Below are 16915 nucleotides of genomic sequence, written 5' to 3'. Positions count from 1 at the left end.
CATTGAAACAAGGAAAGCACAATGAACAAAACTACCGTAAAAACCGCCTCCGTTCTGGCTTTTGAGCGCAAGTTGTCGAACTCTGATGCGCAGATGTTTGCGGGTAACTGGCAGGAGCGTGATAGCCACAACGCTTTTCAGCCGGTGGAAATCAAAGAGAAAGCGGTACGCGGGACGATTTCCAATCGCATGAAAAATGCCCTTTCTACCGATCCGGCGAAGCTGGATGCTGACATTCAGAAGCCTAATCTGCAACGCGTGGATGTCGCCGCGCTGCCGTTCTGTGCGGATACGCTGAAGCTACAGTTTACCCTGCGCGTGCTGGGTAATCTCTCCTCGCCGTCGGTATGTAACGATCAGGATTATCAGGCGGCACTGGCGGCGGTGATTGATGGTTATCGCGCAGAACACGGCTTCGGCACGCTGGCGGCGCGTTACGCCGAAAATCTGGCCAACGGGCGTTTTCTGTGGCGCAACCGCGTCGGCGCGGAAAATATCTGTGTAAAAGTGACGCATGATAAAACCTGCTGGGTGTTCGACGCCTCTGCTTTTAGCCTGCGCAGTTTCGGCGCGGCGCAGGGCGACATCGCTCAACTGGCCGCGGCGATTGAGCAAGGCTTAGCGGGTGACGGCTCGGCGTTGTTCACCGTCGAGGCATTTGTGCAGCTGGGCGCCGGGCAGGAAGTCTTCCCGTCGCAGGAACTGGTTCTGGACAACAGCCGCGACAGCAAGAAAAGTAAAATTCTGTATCAGGTCGATGGCGTTGCCGCGCTGCATTCGCAAAAAATCGGTAATGCCCTGCGCACCATTGACGACTGGTATCCCGACGCCAGCGAACTGGAGCTGGGGCCGATCGCGGTCGAACCTTACGGTTCTGTGACCAGCAAAGGCAAGGCCTGCCGCCAGCCCAAACAGAAAATGGATTTCTACACCCTGCTGGATAACTGGGTGACGAAAGACAAAAAGCCGGAGGTTGAACAGCAGCATTACGTGATGGCGATCCTGATCCGTGGTGGCGTCTTCGGTGAGAAAGGCGAATAGGGGGCGGGAATGGAAAGTTATCAGGAAATCCGCGTACTGCCCGATCCTGAGTTTGGTGCTGAGTTGCTGATGGCCGCGCTGTTCGCCAAATTCCATCGCGCACTGGGTCAATTTGCTGCGGGGAAAATCGGCGTGAGTTTTCCGAAATACGGGAAAAACCCGGGTGACGTTATTCGCCTGCACAGCAGTGCGGAACAGCTGGCCGCTTTCGGGCAACACCCGTGGCTGAAGGGCTTGCACGACCATATCGAGATAAGCGCTATCCGCGATGTGCCGTCCGGCGCGAAATACCGCTGTTTCAGCCGTGTGCAGGTGAAAAGCAATGCCGAAAGGTTGCGCCGGCGCTCGTTGAAAAAAGGCTGGCTGACGGAAGCCGAAGCGCTTGAGCGGATCCCGGACAGTAAATCGCAGGTGACGAACCTGCCGTTTATTCAGGTGAAGAGTCGGTCGAGCGGTGAGACGTTTCGGTTGTTTATCCGCATGGGGCAGGAGAGCAACGTGCCGGTGGCCGGGGAGTTTGGGGCATATGGGTTGAGTTTGGTGGCGACGGTTCCGTGGTTTTAGATTTGGATTTGGCGTCAGGCTGGTGGACGTTGTTTTAAGATCAACTGCAAGGTCAAGACCGTGGGCGTCGGCCCACACCGACTTGGGGGGCGGCCTATCGCCGCCGCCCCCCAAGACCCCCCAGGCTCTTAAACTGCGCGCTGTCGCTGGCACGACGGTCCTGTTCTGTTGCTCCAGCGTGTGGCGCAAAATCTTGCCGCTGCGCGGTGCCTTCACTCGGTCCTGAAGCCTCTGGTCTTCAGGCCGCTCCGTTCAGCAAGATTTTTTGATCGCGCCAGTTTCGATCGATTAAAACCCTCGTTTTGCACTTTCCTCGCAAAATCAAATTTCATACTCGAACTTTGGTTTGCTCCGTCCCCTGCGAAGGGGAAGGCTGGGATGGGGTATAGCAGGCCACATTTGTTTTGCTCCTTCCCCTGCGAAGGGGAAGGCCGGGATGGGGTAAAGCAGACCACACCGCTGCCAAAACCCTTTTTTCATCACCAAGTCTAACTAACTGATTTTAAATGGTATAATAAACCGGTAAAAAAAGAGGGTTTTTCCCGTCAAACAGAGATAATCTCTTTTCGTTCAGAGGAGTATCCTCAATCTCTAACCGTTCACTGCCGTGCAGGCAGCTTAGAAACACAACATCGGCGGCCGTTGCAGGTACGGCGAGTTCACTGCCGTGCAGGCAGCTTAGAAAGTAAAGACCGCGCATTAACACCTGATGAAATCGTTCACTGCCGTGCAGGCAGCTTAGAAAGATTCAAAATGCTGGGATAATGCTGCGCGACAGTTCACTGCCGTGCAGGCAGCTTAGAAATCGACCCTGTTGAGGTCATTGCTGACAACATCGTTCACTGCCGTGCAGGCAGCTTAGAAAGCCAAACACTTCGGGGAAGTCCAGCCCTAGGCGTTCACTGCCGTGCAGGCAGCTTAGAAATGTAAGTAAACCTTACAAGTTCAGTAGTCATCGTTCACTGCCGTGCAGGCAGCTTAGAAACAAACTTCAGATACCCAAGATTCATGGTCAATGTTCACTGCCGTGCAGGCAGCTTAGAAATCCCATGGACTGAGAATTAAGAGGAAGATTGGTTCACTGCCGCCCAGGCAGCCCTTCCCGACATCAATCAATCGCGCCCAATGCAACTGACTGCAAACGAAAAAAAACTCTCTGGAAGCAATATCCCATTCTCGTTATTTGCCCATTTCATCTGTGTGGGTATTTGGCTAAAGTGTTCTCGCTGCGGCAAAATTCGCAGCCGGGTGTAGGAACCCGTTTTTCTGAGGCGATACTGTAATCTTAAGTATCGTCGCTTTGTCTCAACTTTGTAATGCGGGTTTAATGCTGCATTATATTGTAATGGTGACTCAAGCAGGGCAGCCTCCGGGCTGGTCGGTATCCTCAGAACCGGTATTCCTACCCCCGCTTGAGTTACCTCCTCAGAGTGTAGGAACTCGGGTGGTAGCGTTCATTTACTGAGGAGTCTACACAATGAAAAATTCCACATCAGACGTAATACCAGATTCATGGTCAATCACCGATAGCTGCCGTTTAATCGCGAATGCGATGATCAATCCGCAGAACAGCGGGGCGCAAAAAACGCTTTCGCTGATGATGCAGCATCAGCTTGAAAACCTCGAAGTGGCGCTGATGCAGCCGGTTCCAGAGCATCGCAAACAATTCGAGATACCCGCTGACGATGGCCTGTTCGATTACACCGAACTCGAACCTTCTGAGCTGTGCGATCAGTGCATGGCGCTGAATTACGCGCTGATGACGCTGCACGACAAAAAGATAAAAGAGATCCTCGCGTTTATTTTGTGGGAGCGTTTCGAGATGCTGCGCAGTGCGCTGTATACGAATTGCGAGGAGGCAGTATGAAACAGGACTGGCATCAGGCGGATATCATTGCTGCGATTAAAAAGAAGGGCACAACCCTCGCCGCCGTTTCACGCCACGCAGGGCTCAGTTCTTCAACACTGTCGAATGCCTTAACGCGCAAATGGCCGAAAGGCGAAAGACTCATTGCCGAAGCGATTGGCGTAAAAGCAGAAACTATCTGGCCGAGCCGGTATAGCAAAACGAAATACAGCTAAGTCGATAATCTAAATGAAAGATAGAAGGGTTCACCCCCTTCTATTCTATCCGATTTCACTGCCGTACCGGTAAATCCCCATCCCTCCATCCCTCCATCCCGCCATCCCCACCAACACACCCATCTATCTCCCTAAAACCTCCCCATGGCGCGCTCAAAAATCCTGCTGAACGGAGCGGCCTGAAGACCAGAGGCTTCAGGACCGAGTGAAGGCACCGCGTAGCGGCAGGATTTTGCGCCACACGCCGGAGCACCAGAACAGGTCCGTCGTTCCAGCGACAGCGCGCAGTTCAAGAGCCCGGGGGGTCTTGGGGGGTGGCGGCGACAGGCCGCCCCCCAAGTCGGTGTGGGCCGACGCCCACGGTTTTGACCTTCGTGCAGACCAACATCCACGGTTTTGACCTTCGTGCAGGTCAACACCCAGAGTTTCGACGTTAATCCTCAACCACGCCCCCCAAATTTTTCGATCCCCATCACATAAAGTTCCCCTCAATCCTGCCGATAACCCTTCCAGATAATTCTCATTTAAAAAGGAACAACATGTTTAACCGTATGAAAGTGGTCACGGGCATCGTGATCTTACTGGTGGTCTTCGGTGCTTTACAGTTGGTATCCGGTGGCCTGTTCTTCAAATCCCTGAAGACGGACAAAGACAATTTCACCACGTCGCAACAGATCCGTTTACAGCAGGCGGAATTTAACGCCAGCTGGATCTATTTGCTGCAAACCCGCAACACGCTTAACCGCGCAGGCATTCGTTTTATGCTCGACGCCAACCAGATGGGCAGCGGCGCGACGGTTAAAGAGCTTGTCGACACGGCGACCAAAGATCTGAAAATCGCCGATCAGCATTTTGCCAATTATCAAAAAATCCCGGTGGATGCCAGCCAGAACCCGGCGTTAGCGGCGGAAGCGAAAAAAAATTATCTGGTGCTGCATGATGCCCTGGCGGAACTGATTGAGCTGATTGGTCTCGGGCGCATCAACGATTTCTTCGAACAACCGACGCAGCAGTATCAGGATAACTTCGAAAAAGCGTTCGTGTCCTATATCGATCAAAACGACCATCTGTATGACAACGCCGTGAAAGTCAGCGAGAACTCCTTCAGCCACGCGTTGTGGATGCTGGGCACCGTACTGATTGTATTGGCGATTATCATCATTCTGGCGTGGGTCGGTGTGCAGCGCATTTTGATTCATCCGCTGAAAAATATCGTCGTTACCATCCGTAAAATCGCGACCGGTGACCTGACGCACGAAATAGTGGTGAAAAGCCGTAATGAAATCGGCCAGCTTGCCGATAGTCTCAAGTACATGCAGGAAGAACTGATCCGTACGGTATCTGGCGTGCGCCACGGCGCAGACGCGATTTACAGCGGCGCGAGCGAAATCTCTGCCGGTAACAGCGATCTCTCTTCCCGTACAGAAGAACAGGCCTCGGCGCTGGAAGAAACTGCCGCCAGCATGGAGCAGCTGACCGCAACCGTGAAACAGAACGCCGAAAACGCCCGTCAGGCCAGCCAGCTGGCACTGAGCGCATCGGAAACGGCACTGAAAGGCGGCAAAGTGGTGGCGAACGTCGTCGAAACCATGAACGACATTGCCAGCAGCTCGAAGAAAATCACCGACATTACCGGTGTGATCGACGGCATCGCCTTCCAGACCAATATTCTGGCACTGAACGCCGCGGTTGAAGCCGCGCGTGCCGGTGAACAAGGTCGCGGATTTGCGGTCGTGGCCGGTGAAGTCCGCAGCCTGGCGCAGCGCAGCGCACAGGCAGCAAAAGAAATTAAAGGTCTGATTGATGATTCCGTCAGCCGCATTAATACCGGTTCGGTACTGGCAGAAAGTGCCGGTGAAACCATGAATGACATGGTGAATGCGGTCACCCGCGTCACCGACATCATGGGCGAAATCACCTCGGCATCGGATGAACAAAGCCGGGGGATTGAGCAGGTCGCGCAGGCGATTACCGAAATGGATCGGGTGACGCAGCAGAATGCCTCACTGGTTGAAGAATCCGCGTCCGCCTCGGCGGCGCTGGAAGAGCAGGCGAGCCTGCTGACGCAATCCGTGGCGGTGTTTACCCTGAGTCAGTCCGTAACAAACAGCGTGCGCCCGGTAACTTCGTCTTCGTCAAGACTGCCTTTATTGACGCCAAACCTGTCAGGTTCTAAAGCCGGTACAGGTGGCGCTTCTGAAAGCAATCTGACTGAAAACTGGGAAACTTTTTAAGCCACGTACATCGCAATAATTATAAGAAATACTGTGCCGGTCAGGGCCGGCACATAAAGAGGCTACCCATGTTTAAGCACATCCGTGTGTCCACCTGCATGTTTTTACTGTTGTTAGTGTTTTTTGTGATGCAACTGGTTAACAGCGGTTTATCGCTGTACGCCGCCCACACGGATAAAACAAACTTCGAACAGATTTCAAATACGACTCAGCAACGCGATGCGCTGAGCCAGAGCTGGTCATATCTGCTACAAACCCGTAATACCCTGAACCGCGCGGCAACGCGTCTGGCACTGAAACAGCCACAGGACAACATCACACAGCTGATGGCCGATGCCAAAGCCAGCCTGAAAAAAGCCGAAGACGCGTATGCGGCATTTTTAGCGTTACCACGCAGAACGGAGAAAGCGGCGGAACTGACGGCGGTGAACAAAGCCAGCTATCAGCAGTTGCACGATATGTTGCAATCGATGAACGACATGCTGTCAGCGGGCGACATGCAGGGCTTCCTTAACGGCCCGGCACAGAAATATCAGGATCAGTTCCAGAAAGACGTCGGCAGTTACACCGAGTATGTCGGCGGACGTTTCCAGCAGGCGCAGCAGCAAACGGTCGAGTCTTATCAGAACGTGATGGTGAATACGTCGGTGATTATTGTTCTGCTGGTGTTGTTGACCGCGCTGGCGTTGATCATCACCCGTCGGATCCTGTTTACGCCGCTGACCGTCATGCGCGGGCATTTTGACCGCATCGGCGCGGGCGATATCTCGGCACCGATCGCTGTTGAAGGCCGCTACGAAATTAAAGTCATGCTCGACAGCCTGCATCAGATGCAGCAGTCGCTGGCAAACACCGTGCGCACCGTGCGTCATGGCGCAGACACCATGTTCTCTGGCCTGAAAGGTATCGCTGCCGGTAACACAGATCTCTCTGCGCGTACTGAACAACAGGCTTCCGCACTGGAAGAGACCGCTGCCAGTATGGAGCAACTGACGGCGACCGTAAAACAGAACGCCGAAAACGCCCGTCAGGCCACACAGCTGGCGCGCGATGCATCAAACACGGCTGAGAAGGGCGGAGAACTGACCGGCAACGTGGTGAAAACCATGAATGACATCGCCGGCAGTTCGAAGAAAATCAGTGCCATCACCAGCGTCATCGACGGCATTGCGTTCCAGACCAACATTCTGGCGCTGAACGCCGCCGTGGAAGCCGCCCGTGCGGGTGAACAAGGTCGCGGGTTCGCCGTGGTCGCCGGTGAGGTGCGCAGTCTGGCACAGCGCAGTGCGCAGGCCGCCAAAGAGATTAAAGGGCTGATCGACGAGTCCGTCAGCCGCGTCAGTCAGGGTTCCGCACTGGTGGAATCCGCCGGTAATACGATGGATGACATCGTGCGCGCCGTCACCCGCGTCACCGACATCATGGGCGAAATCGCCTCGGCGTCGGACGAGCAGAGTCGCGGTATTGAGCAGGTGTCGATTGCCGTCACGCAGATGGATCAGGTGACCCAGCAGAACGCCACGCTGGTTCAGCAGGCGGCCTCTGCCACCCATGCGCTGGAAGTCGAATCTGAAAATCTGACCCGCGCGGTATCCGTATTCCGCTTAGCGACGTCAGAAGGCGTGCTGCAACCGCGCAACGGACAAGTCTCCGGCTTTACGCCGCGTCAGGTGACGCAACCCACGTTACTTCCTGCGACCGCCCGTGCGGGAGCGGCGGATAACTGGGAAACCTTCTGACAGCCCGGTATGCAATGACGCCTCAACAAGAATTTAGAAGTATCACCCGTTCGTTACTGGAGCTGCACCATGAATCAACCAGGCTCACCAATGAGTGCTGATAACACCTCGATCATGGCACAGATGATCCAGCGGTTACCGCTGTCAGATATCCATTTCCGTCGGATAAGCGAACTTATCTACCAGCGCGCAGGTATCGTGCTGGCGGATCACAAACGGGAAATGGTCTACAACCGCCTCGTCCGGCGGCTGCGGATCCTCGGGCTGAACGATTTCGGCAGTTATCTGGCCATGCTGGAAAGTGACACCAGCAGCGCGGAGTGGCAGGCGTTTATTAATGCGCTGACCACCAACCTGACGGCCTTTTTCCGTGAGGCGCACCACTTCCCGATCCTTGCGGAGCATGCGCGTTCGCGACCGAATAACTACAGCGTCTGGAGCACGGCCGCCTCAACGGGCGAAGAGCCGTACTCTATCGCCATGACCCTGAGCGAAGCGCTGGGGCCGCGTATGGCCAACTGCCGCATTCAGGCCAGCGACATTGATACGCAGGTGCTGGAAAAAGCCACGGCGGGCGTCTATCGCCAGGAAGAATTACGCACGCTCAGTCCGCAGCAGTTGCAGAAGTTCTTCCTTAAGGGGACCGGCCCGCACAGTGGTCTGGTGCGCGCCCGTCCGGAACTGACGCAGATGGTGGCGTTCCAGCAGCTGAATTTACTGGCGAACCAGTGGCAGCTGAACGGGCCATTCGATGCAATTTTCTGCCGCAATGTGATGATTTATTTCGATAAAGAAACACAGGAGAAAATCTTACGCCGATTTGTTCCGTTACTTAAACCGGGTGGCCTGATGTTCGCCGGACACTCCGAAAACTTCAGCCAGATCAGCCGGGAATTTTATTTGCGCGGCCAGACCGTCTATGGCCTCGCCAAGGAGAGGTAATGAATAAAATCAGAGTATTGAGCGTCGATGACTCGGCGTTAATGCGTCAGCTGATGACTGAAATCATTAACAGCCATCCCGATATGGAAATGGTGGCCACCGCGCCGGATCCGCTGGTCGCGCGGGATCTTATCAAGAAATTTAACCCGGACGTGCTGACGCTGGATGTCGAAATGCCGCGCATGGACGGGCTGGATTTTCTGGAAAAACTGATGCGGCTGCGCCCGATGCCGGTAGTGATGGTGTCATCGCTGACCGGCAAAGGCTCGGAAATCACGCTGCGTGCACTGGAGCTGGGTGCGATTGATTTCGTGACCAAACCTCAGCTGGGCATCCGTGAAGGGATGCTGGCGTACAGCGAAATGATTGCCGACAAGATCCGCACCGCGTCGAAAGCGCGCCTGAATAAAAGCGTCAATCTCGACCAGCCGCGCATGCTCAGCCATACGCCGCTTCTCAGCAGTGAAAAGCTGATCGCCATCGGCTCTTCCACCGGCGGCACCGAGGCGATCCGCCACGTATTGCAGCCGCTGCCGCCGACCTGTCCGGCACTGATGATAACCCAGCACATGCCGCCGGGGTTCACGCGCTCGTTTGCCGAACGTCTGAACAAGCTGTGTCAGATAACGGTGAAAGAGGCCGAAGACGGCGAGCGCGTTTTACCGGGTCATGCGTACATCGCGCCGGGCGACAGGCATATGGAGTTGACGCGCAGCGGGGCTAACTATCAGGTTAAGTTGAACGACGGTCCGGCGGTGAACCGCCATCGTCCGTCGGTTGACGTGTTATTTCGTTCGGTGGCGCAGTTCGCCGGACGCAATGCTGTCGGGGTGATCCTGACAGGAATGGGCAATGACGGCGCCGCCGGCATGCTGGAGATGCATCGCGCAGGGGCGTATACCCTGGCACAAAATGAAGCCAGTTGTGTGGTTTTCGGTATGCCTCGTGAGGCTATCGCCACCGGTGGCGTCAATGAAGTGGTGGATCTCAGCCAAATCAGTCAGCGAATGCTGGCACAAATATCAGCCGGTCAGGCATTACGTATTTAATTTTTCAGCCTTGCGCTGGGTAGCAAACCTTAGGAGTAGATAAAACATGGCCGATCCAAATCTGAGATTCCTGGTAGTAGACGATTTCTCTACCATGCGTCGTATTGTTCGCAACCTGTTGAAAGAGCTGGGCTTCCAGAACGTGGAAGAAGCAGAAGATGGCGTTGATGCGCTGAACAAACTGCGCGGCGGGGGTTTTGACTTCGTGGTATCCGACTGGAACATGCCAAACATGGACGGTCTGGATTTACTCAAAACGATCCGCGCTGATGCCGCACTGGCAAAACTGCCGGTACTGATGGTCACCGCTGAAGCGAAAAAAGAAAACATCGTGGCCGCAGCGCAGGCCGGTGCCAGTGGTTACGTCGTGAAGCCATTTACCGCCGCCACGCTGGAAGAAAAGCTGGGCAAAATCTTCGAAAAACTGGGCATGTAGGAGTACTTATGGCAGAGATACCAATGCCTGCAAATGATGCAGCAACCGCGGGCGATATCATCGCCCGCATTGGGCAACTGACTCGTATGTTACGTGACAGTATGCGTGAACTTGGCCTGGATCAGGCCATTGCTCAGGCGGCTGAAGCGATTCCTGATGCACGCGATCGTCTCGATTACGTCGTCACCATGACCGCACAAGCGGCCGAGCGTGCGCTGAACTGCGTGGAAGCGGCCCAGCCTGTGCAGAACAAACTGGAATCCGGCGCGAAAAAGCTCGATAAGCGCTGGGATGAATGGTTTGAGAATCCGATCGAATTGTCTGACGCGCGTGAACTGGTCTCCGATACCCGCGGCTACCTGAAAGAAGTGCCTGAGCACACCGGTTTCACCAACGCACAGTTGATGGAAATCATGATGGCGCAGGACTTCCAGGATCTGACCGGTCAGGTGATCAAACGCATGATGACCGTGGTGCAGGAAATTGAAAATCAGCTGCTGATGGTGCTGATGGAAAACATTCCTGAACAACAGGCCAGAGCGAAACGTGAAAACGACAGCCTGCTCAACGGCCCGCAGCTCGACACCAACGGTGTCGGCGTCGTGGCATCGCAGGAACAGGTCGATGACCTGCTGGATAGTCTGGGATTCTAAAGGGCTATCTTACTTGCCATTTTGAACCCGGGCAGTGCTCGGAACCGTCACGTACTACGTGTACGCTCCGGTTCCTGTGCGCTGTCCGAGTCCAAACTGCCTGCGACGAAAACGCCCCGACCCTTTTGTCGCTCTCTTTCCTGATGGAGCGTAATTCCCTATCCGCAATTTCAATTCCGACATTCATCTACTGAATAGCCGCCTCTTTATATCGTTTTTCAATCAATAGGACTTCGCCGCTTTTGTCATGCTATGCGTGAAATTGTGCCCGATGCTTTTTGCAGCCGGGTAAACCCTGACAGGAACCGCCGGTGGCTGAAGAAAGCGATCTCGAAAAAAGTGAAGCCCCCACGGCGCACCGGTTAGAAAAAGCCCGTGAAGAAGGTCAGATCCCGCGCTCGCGCGAGCTGACATCGATGCTGATGCTCGGCGGCGGCCTGACGCTGCTGTGGATGTCGGGTGAATCCATGTCGCGTCAGCTCGGCGTGATGATTGCGCAGGGGCTGAATTTCGATCACAACGTCATCGGCAATGACCGGCAGATGTTGCAGCAAATGGCCTCGCTGCTCGGGCGCGCGGTAATGGCGCTGATACCGGTGATCGGCGGGCTGATTTTGATCGCACTCGCCGCGCCTCTGCTGCTGGGCGGGCTGATGTTCAGCGCGAAATCTTTCGAATTTAAGGCCAGCCGCATGGATCCGATTGCCGGGTTCAAGCGGCTGTTTTCCGGTCAGGTGCTGGCGGAGTTGTTGAAGGCGATATTAAAAGCGTCGCTGGTCGGCAGCGTGGCGGGAATGTACCTGTGGCACAAATGGCCGGAGATGCTGCGGCTTATCGCCCAGCCGACCATTCCGGCGCTTGCCGAAGCGCTGCACATGGTGGTTTTTTGCGGACTGCTCGTCGTCTTCGGGTTAACGCCGATGGTGGCGTTCGACGTGTTCTGGCAAATCTGGAGCAATCTGAAAAAACTGCGCATGAGCAAGCAGGACATCCGCGATGAACATAAAAGTCAGGAAGGTGACCCGCACGTCAAAGGGCGTATCCGCCAGCAGCAACGTGCAATGGCCCGACGCCGCATGATGGCCGATGTGCCGAAGGCGGACGTCATCGTCACCAACCCGACGCACTACGCCGTGGCACTGCAATACAGTGAAGACAAAATGAGCGCGCCGAAGGTGCTGGCGAAAGGTGCCGGCAACGTGGCGCTGCGTATTAAAGAACTGGGTGCCGAACACAAAATTCCGATGCTGGAAGCGCCGCCTCTGGCGCGTGCGCTGTACCGGCACAGCGACATTGGTCAGCAAATCCCGGCCGCGCTGTATGCGGCGGTCGCCGAAGTTCTGGCCTGGGTTTATCAGCTGAAACGCTGGAAGCGTGAAGGCGGACTGATCCCTAAAAAACCTCAACATTTACCGGTGCCTGAAGCATTGGATTTTGCAGGAGAAACTGATACACATGGCTAATCTGGCCGCGATGCTGCGTTTACCCGCCAACTTTAAGTCCGGACAATGGCAGGTGCTGGCTGGCCCTATCCTGATCCTGATGATCCTGTCGATGATGGTGCTGCCGCTGCCGCCGTTCCTGCTCGACTTACTGTTTACCTTTAATATCGCGCTGTCCATCATGGTGCTGCTGGTGGCGATGTTCACCCAGCGGACCCTGGATTTTGCCGCGTTCCCGACCATTCTGCTGTTCTCCACGTTGCTGCGCCTGTCGCTCAACGTGGCCTCGACCCGTGTGATCTTACTGGAAGGTCACACCGGCGGCGCGGCGGCAGGACGGGTGATTGAAGCCTTCGGCCACTTTCTGGTCGGCGGTAATTTCGCCATCGGTATTGTGGTCTTTATCATCCTCGTCTTGATTAACTTTATGGTCATCACCAAAGGTGCGGGGCGTATTGCCGAAGTGGGCGCGCGTTTCGTGCTCGACGGGATGCCCGGTAAACAGATGGCGATCGATGCCGATCTCAACGCCGGTCTGATTGGCGAGGACGAAGCTAAACAGCGCCGCAGTGACGTGACGCAGGAAGCCGACTTCTACGGTTCGATGGACGGTGCGAGTAAGTTCGTGCGCGGTGACGCCGTTGCCGGTCTGATGATCATGATCATTAACGTCGTCGGTGGCCTGCTGGTTGGCGTTCTGCAACATGACATGGATTTCGGCCACGCGGCGGAAAGCTACACCTTGCTGACCATTGGTGACGGTCTGGTCGCGCAGATCCCCGCGCTGGTGATCTCCACCGCAGCGGGTGTGATTGTGACCCGCGTCGGCACCAATCAGGACGTCGGCGAGCAGATGGTCACCCAGCTGTTCCGCAATCCGCGCGTCATGATGCTCAGCGCCGGCGTGCTCGGATTGCTCGGCATGGTGCCGGGAATGCCGAATCTGGTCTTCCTGCTGTTCACTACCGGGCTGCTGGCGCTGGCCTGGTGGATCCGTGGTCAGGAACAAAAAGAACCGGTGGTGAAAGCCGCCGCGCCTGTCGAAGGTGAAAACAAGCAGCTGGTGGAAGCGAGCTGGCAGGACGTTCAGCTGGAAGATCCGCTGGGGATGGAAGTGGGTTACCGGCTGATCCCGATGGTAGATTTCGCGCAAAACGGCGAGCTGCTGGGGCGTATCCGCAGTATCCGTAAGAAATTCGCGCAGGAAATGGGTTATCTGCCGCCGGTTATTCATATCCGCGATAACCTCGAACTGCCGCCCGCGGGCTACCGTATTCTGATGAAAGGCGTCGAAATTGGCACCGGCACCGCGCATCCGGGCCGCTGGATGGCGATCAATCCGGGCAGCGCGATTGGCGAACTGCCGGGCGAGCCGACGGTCGATCCGGCCTTTGGTCTGGCCGCCGTGTGGATTGAACCGGCGATGCGTGAACAGGCGCAGATTCAGGGTTTCACGGTGGTGGAAGCCAGTACCGTGGTCGCAACACACCTCAATCACCTGATCAGCCTCCACGCCCGCGAGCTGTTTGGGCGTCAGGAAACGCAGGAGCTGATGGATCGCGTCAGCAAAGAAATGCCGAAACTGACCGAAGACTTTATTCCGGGCGTGATTTCGCTGACCAACATGCATAAAGTGCTGCAAAACCTGCTGTCCGAGCGCGTCTCGATCCGCGACATGCGCACCATTATTGAAACGCTGGCGGAATACGCACCGACCCAGCCGGATCCCAATGAACTGACCTCGGTCGTGCGCGTGGCCCTGGGCCGTGCCATCACTCAGCAATGGTTCCCCGGCACCGGCGAAGTGCAGGTCATCGGGCTGGATACCGCGCTGGAGCGCCTGCTGTTGCAGGCATTGCAAAGCGGCGGCGGGCTCGAGCCGGGGCTGGCTGATCGTCTGCTGACCCAGTCCGAAGCGGCATTACAGCGTCAGGATATGCTGGGTGCGCCGCCGGTTCTGTTGGTGAACCACGCGCTGCGTCCGCTGTTGTCACGTTTCCTGCGCCGTTCGCTGCCGCAGATTGTCGTAATGTCGAATCTGGAAATGAGCGACAGCCGCCAGATCCGCATGACCGCGACCATCGGTGGGGAATAAGAAGATGAAGAAGGCTGCGCTGTGGCTGCTGTTGTGCGCCAGCGGACAGGTGCTGGCGGCGTCCGGTTCGTGGTCGGATACCCAGCGCGGCGTCACGCTGCAAAACCGTGGCGTGATGGCTTCATCGGTGGCGCTGGTGGCGGGAGAGGGTTCCCCCGTACGGCAGCGCGCTTCGGCGACCATCACCACTGTCAGCTGGAAATATGAACTGACGGGGCCACGTCCGGCAGGGCTTCAGGTGAAATTGTGTAACACCATGAACCGTTGCGTGGCGCTCGACGCAGACAGCGGGCAGACCCGTTCTTTTTACGGTCAGGCGGCCAGTTCGCCGATGCGTCTGATTTATTTTGTGCCCGGCAGAGGGGCGATGAACCCGCCGTTACGCATTCTCAGCAATCAGGTGATTGTGAATTATCAGTAGGTTTATCCATCAATCCCGTCGCCGTCTCTCCTTTCCCCATTGCCCGCAGGAATCGCTGCTGGGCAATCAAAATCTCTTTCAGTGAAACGCAGTGATAGGTCACGCCGTGGCGCTGCGTCACCTGGGCGATGATGACCGAAAGCGCCGGATAATGCCGGTGGTTCCACTGGGGGAAAATGTGGTGGGTCAGGTGGCGGTTGAGTTCGCCCATCCAGTAGGATAACCAGCGCAAAGAAGGCACCCAGTCGATGGTGGTCGCGAAAACGTGGCGATAACGCCCGTGTTGGAAATGCCCGTCCTCCGGGACCTCATAGAACGTCCCCATCGCCCAGTGCGAGCCTAAAATCAGCACCACAAAAATCAGCGAAGAAAGCATCTGTCCGGCTAAATAACACCACAGCAGCGTGGTGACGCCGATGCCTTGCTGGTGCAAAATCCAGTAGGGGATTGCCAGTGCCAGCAGCAGATGCAGCGTTTTAGCCGTCAGAAACAGCCCCCAGCCGCGAACGCCCTGATGGCGCATTTTTGGCTGCACGCGGGTTTTTCCTGCGCGATCAATCCAGTCAAAAAACCAGATGATGCACGGAAACGTCAGCGCCGCGACAAACGGCCAGTAATACTGTTGCGCCTGCATAAAGCTTTTTATTCGCTGGAAAGGCGTCTGGCGCAGCACGCCGTTTTCCTCGATATCCAGATCGTAACCCTGCACATTCAGGTGCGCGTGATGACATTCCACATGGCGTACCCGCCAGCAGTCGGCGTCCAGCCCGAGCGGAATGCAGATCACAAAGTTCAGCGCACGGTTAGCCCATGCCTTGCGGAAAAACGCATTGTGCGAGGCATCGTGAACGGCATTGATAGCCAGCAGCATGGCGGTAAAAATAAACGCCAGGTAACCGCAGGCAAAAATAACGGTGTCGCCGCTAAGCAGTGCCGTGGTGTAAAACAGCCCGCACAGAGTGAGCAGACACAGCAATTTAGCGATCATCCGGCCATCGGCAAAACGGTGATCCTGACGCTGCGCCAGATACTGATTCGCGGCTTTGGTCAGGTCGCGATGCAGCGCCAGATCGTCGCGTTGCTGATAGGTCGGGGCGGTCATTTCTGGCTCCACGGGCCTGCGCCTTGCGCTGTTCGCAGATCGTCACCGTTGCCCATTTTGCGCAGAAAATCCTGCTGTTCGCGCAGCAGCTGGCGATAGCTGATACAGCGATAATTCAGTCCATGTTCGGCGGCCAGACCGGCAACTATCTTCGCCAGTGCCGGATAATGCCGGTGGTGCCAGCCCGGAAACAAATGGTGCGTTAGATGCAGGTTGAGCATCCCGAACCATTTCTCCAGCCACAGCGGCGACGGGCGCCAGTCGCAGGCGGTGGCGAAATTATGCTTGTACCAGCCCTGCGGCATTTTGCCGGCGGCGGGCGCTTCATAAAACTCCGCCTGCGCCCAGTGTGTCCCCAGCAGCAGAAACACCACGAAGGTGGAGGCGATCATCTGGCTTATCAGATAGCTGGCAATCACCACGTCCGCGCTGATGCCATGAGCATGGGCGACGAACAGTGGAACGACCAGTACCAGTAACAAATGCAGAAGTTTAAACCCGGCGAAAATCACCCAGCCGCGTCTGCCGGGCAGCGCGTCAGTCAGCTTTAAAGGCGTTTTGCCCAGTCTGTCTGACCAGTCAAAAATCCAGGCGATATAAGGCAGGGATAGCGCGGCGATCAGTGGCCAGTAAAGATGCTGAAAGCGCATGTGCGGGCGATATTGCTGGTACGGGCTCTGGCGGAAGATGCCATTTTCTTGTGTATCCAGATCGTAATGCTCGACGTTGGCGTAGCGGTGATGGAACTCTACGTGGCGGATCCGCCAGTAATCAGGATCAACACCCAGCGGCAGCGTGACCAGACGGCTGATTATGCGATTGGCGCGGGTGCTGCGTAAAAAGACGTTGTGCGAAGCATCGTGATTGACGTTGACGTTCAGCAGCATACCCATCAGCACAAACAGCAGATATCCGCCGAAGAACCCCCAGCCGCTGTGCTGTGTCAGGCAAATGATGTAGCCCGCCACGCACCACAACGCCAGTGCGAAGGCTTTCACCAGACTGAGTCCGTCGGCATAGCGGTGGTCGCCGCGCGCTTTCAGATACGCCTGCGCTTTGATGCTTAGCGCACGGTGAAACGCCTGTTCGCCATCGGGCATAAACCGTGGCATCTC

15 protein-coding genes and 1 CRISPR repeat array are annotated in these 16915 nt (G+C 56.1%); of the genes, 13 read left to right on the top strand and 2 right to left on the bottom strand.

What is annotated here, in order from left to right; genetic code table 11:
• The first annotated feature begins 21 nt into the window (after window positions 1-21).
• The 13 genes from csy3 (at window position 22) to AC0Z7K_RS00845 (ending at window position 14698) form a co-directional block, all read left to right on the top strand.
• Window positions 22-1041: a type I-F CRISPR-associated protein Csy3 gene (gene csy3, locus AC0Z7K_RS00905; RefSeq protein WP_485612341.1), complete on the top strand. Its 1020-nt coding sequence runs from the start codon at window positions 22-24 to the stop codon at window positions 1039-1041.
• 9 nt (window positions 1042-1050) lie between these two features.
• Entirely contained in the window at window positions 1051-1605 is a 555-nt protein-coding gene (gene cas6f, locus AC0Z7K_RS00900) for a type I-F CRISPR-associated endoribonuclease Cas6/Csy4 (protein ID WP_485612340.1), read from the top strand.
• A gap of 597 nt (window positions 1606-2202) precedes the next feature.
• A CRISPR array of direct repeats spans window positions 2203-2650; the repeat unit is 28 nt; unit sequence GTTCACTGCCGTGCAGGCAGCTTAGAAA.
• A 432-nt stretch (window positions 2651-3082) separates the two neighbouring features.
• Complete coding sequence (locus tag AC0Z7K_RS00895) at window positions 3083-3472, top strand: hypothetical protein (RefSeq protein WP_485612339.1); 390 nt, start codon at window positions 3083-3085, stop codon at window positions 3470-3472.
• Entirely contained in the window at window positions 3469-3687 is a 219-nt protein-coding gene (locus AC0Z7K_RS00890; protein WP_485612337.1) for a helix-turn-helix domain-containing protein, read from the top strand. The genes AC0Z7K_RS00895 and AC0Z7K_RS00890 overlap by 4 nt, the downstream gene beginning before the upstream one ends.
• A 539-nt stretch (window positions 3688-4226) precedes the next feature.
• Complete coding sequence (locus AC0Z7K_RS00885; protein WP_413528609.1) at window positions 4227-5921, top strand: methyl-accepting chemotaxis protein; 1695 nt, start codon at window positions 4227-4229, stop codon at window positions 5919-5921.
• Between the two features lie 68 nt (window positions 5922-5989).
• A complete protein-coding gene (locus AC0Z7K_RS00880; RefSeq protein ID WP_485612335.1) occupies window positions 5990-7660 on the top strand; it encodes a methyl-accepting chemotaxis protein in 1671 nt (556 codons plus the stop codon).
• A 69-nt stretch (window positions 7661-7729) separates the two neighbouring features.
• Window positions 7730-8602, top strand: a complete 873-nt coding sequence (gene cheR / locus AC0Z7K_RS00875) for a protein-glutamate O-methyltransferase CheR (RefSeq protein ID WP_413528611.1) — start codon at window positions 7730-7732, stop codon at window positions 8600-8602.
• Window positions 8602-9651: a protein-glutamate methylesterase/protein-glutamine glutaminase gene (locus tag AC0Z7K_RS00870; RefSeq protein ID WP_112164368.1), complete on the top strand. Its 1050-nt coding sequence runs from the start codon at window positions 8602-8604 to the stop codon at window positions 9649-9651. Before cheR ends, AC0Z7K_RS00870 begins: the two co-directional genes overlap by 1 nt.
• Window positions 9652-9697: 46 nt before the next feature.
• Window positions 9698-10087 (top strand): chemotaxis response regulator CheY, encoded by a 390-nt coding sequence (gene cheY / locus AC0Z7K_RS00865; protein WP_413528612.1) that lies wholly within the window; start codon window positions 9698-9700, stop codon window positions 10085-10087.
• An 8-nt stretch (window positions 10088-10095) separates the two neighbouring features.
• The gene (gene cheZ, locus AC0Z7K_RS00860; RefSeq protein WP_112164367.1) at window positions 10096-10740 is read left to right on the top strand and encodes a protein phosphatase CheZ; all 645 of its coding nucleotides are present in this window, start codon (window positions 10096-10098) and stop codon (window positions 10738-10740) included.
• Between the two features lie 311 nt (window positions 10741-11051).
• Window positions 11052-12203, top strand: coding sequence for a flagellar biosynthesis protein FlhB (flhB, locus tag AC0Z7K_RS00855; RefSeq protein ID WP_112164366.1), 1152 nt, complete (start codon window positions 11052-11054; stop codon window positions 12201-12203).
• Window positions 12196-14277 carry a flagellar biosynthesis protein FlhA gene (gene flhA / locus AC0Z7K_RS00850; protein WP_413528613.1) on the top strand — a complete coding sequence of 694 codons (2082 nt, stop codon included), beginning with the start codon at window positions 12196-12198 and terminating at the stop codon, window positions 14275-14277. The genes flhB and flhA overlap by 8 nt, the downstream gene beginning before the upstream one ends.
• A gap of 4 nt (window positions 14278-14281) precedes the next feature.
• Window positions 14282-14698, top strand: a complete 417-nt coding sequence (locus tag AC0Z7K_RS00845) for a flagellar protein FlhE (protein ID WP_485612334.1) — start codon at window positions 14282-14284, stop codon at window positions 14696-14698.
• Here AC0Z7K_RS00845 and AC0Z7K_RS00840 read toward each other — a convergent pair.
• Together AC0Z7K_RS00840 and AC0Z7K_RS00835 are read right to left on the bottom strand one after the other, a co-directional pair.
• Entirely contained in the window at window positions 14667-15800 is a 1134-nt protein-coding gene (locus tag AC0Z7K_RS00840; RefSeq protein ID WP_485612333.1) for a fatty acid desaturase family protein, read from the bottom strand. The genes AC0Z7K_RS00845 and AC0Z7K_RS00840 overlap by 32 nt on opposite strands.
• Window positions 15797-16912: a fatty acid desaturase family protein gene (locus AC0Z7K_RS00835; RefSeq protein ID WP_485612857.1), complete on the bottom strand. Its 1116-nt coding sequence runs from the start codon at window positions 16910-16912 to the stop codon at window positions 15797-15799. Before AC0Z7K_RS00835 ends, AC0Z7K_RS00840 begins: the two co-directional genes overlap by 4 nt.
• Between the last annotated feature and the right edge of the window lie 3 nt (window positions 16913-16915).

The organism is Rahnella sp. 1L-D-7-B-C2, assembly GCF_057290995.1.
Note: the sequence above shows the minus strand (reverse complement) of the source record. Positions and strands in the feature narration are given on the sequence as shown.

Coding starts and splice junctions, on each gene's coding strand:
- csy3 (WP_485612341.1), top strand. CDS start 22: ATGAACAAAACTACCGTAAAAACCGCCTCCGTTCTGGCTTTTGAGCGC.
- cas6f (WP_485612340.1), top strand. CDS start 1,051: ATGGAAAGTTATCAGGAAATCCGCGTACTGCCCGATCCTGAGTTTGGT.
- AC0Z7K_RS00895 (WP_485612339.1), top strand. CDS start 3,083: ATGAAAAATTCCACATCAGACGTAATACCAGATTCATGGTCAATCACC.
- AC0Z7K_RS00890 (WP_485612337.1), top strand. CDS start 3,469: ATGAAACAGGACTGGCATCAGGCGGATATCATTGCTGCGATTAAAAAG.
- AC0Z7K_RS00885 (WP_413528609.1), top strand. CDS start 4,227: ATGTTTAACCGTATGAAAGTGGTCACGGGCATCGTGATCTTACTGGTG.
- AC0Z7K_RS00880 (WP_485612335.1), top strand. CDS start 5,990: ATGTTTAAGCACATCCGTGTGTCCACCTGCATGTTTTTACTGTTGTTA.
- cheR (WP_413528611.1), top strand. CDS start 7,730: ATGAATCAACCAGGCTCACCAATGAGTGCTGATAACACCTCGATCATG.
- AC0Z7K_RS00870 (WP_112164368.1), top strand. CDS start 8,602: ATGAATAAAATCAGAGTATTGAGCGTCGATGACTCGGCGTTAATGCGT.
- cheY (WP_413528612.1), top strand. CDS start 9,698: ATGGCCGATCCAAATCTGAGATTCCTGGTAGTAGACGATTTCTCTACC.
- cheZ (WP_112164367.1), top strand. CDS start 10,096: ATGGCAGAGATACCAATGCCTGCAAATGATGCAGCAACCGCGGGCGAT.
- flhA (WP_413528613.1), top strand. CDS start 12,196: ATGGCTAATCTGGCCGCGATGCTGCGTTTACCCGCCAACTTTAAGTCC.
- AC0Z7K_RS00845 (WP_485612334.1), top strand. CDS start 14,282: ATGAAGAAGGCTGCGCTGTGGCTGCTGTTGTGCGCCAGCGGACAGGTG.
- AC0Z7K_RS00840 (WP_485612333.1), bottom strand. CDS start 15,800: ATGACCGCCCCGACCTATCAGCAACGCGACGATCTGGCGCTGCATCGC.
- AC0Z7K_RS00835 (WP_485612857.1), bottom strand. CDS start 16,912: ATGCCACGGTTTATGCCCGATGGCGAACAGGCGTTTCACCGTGCGCTA.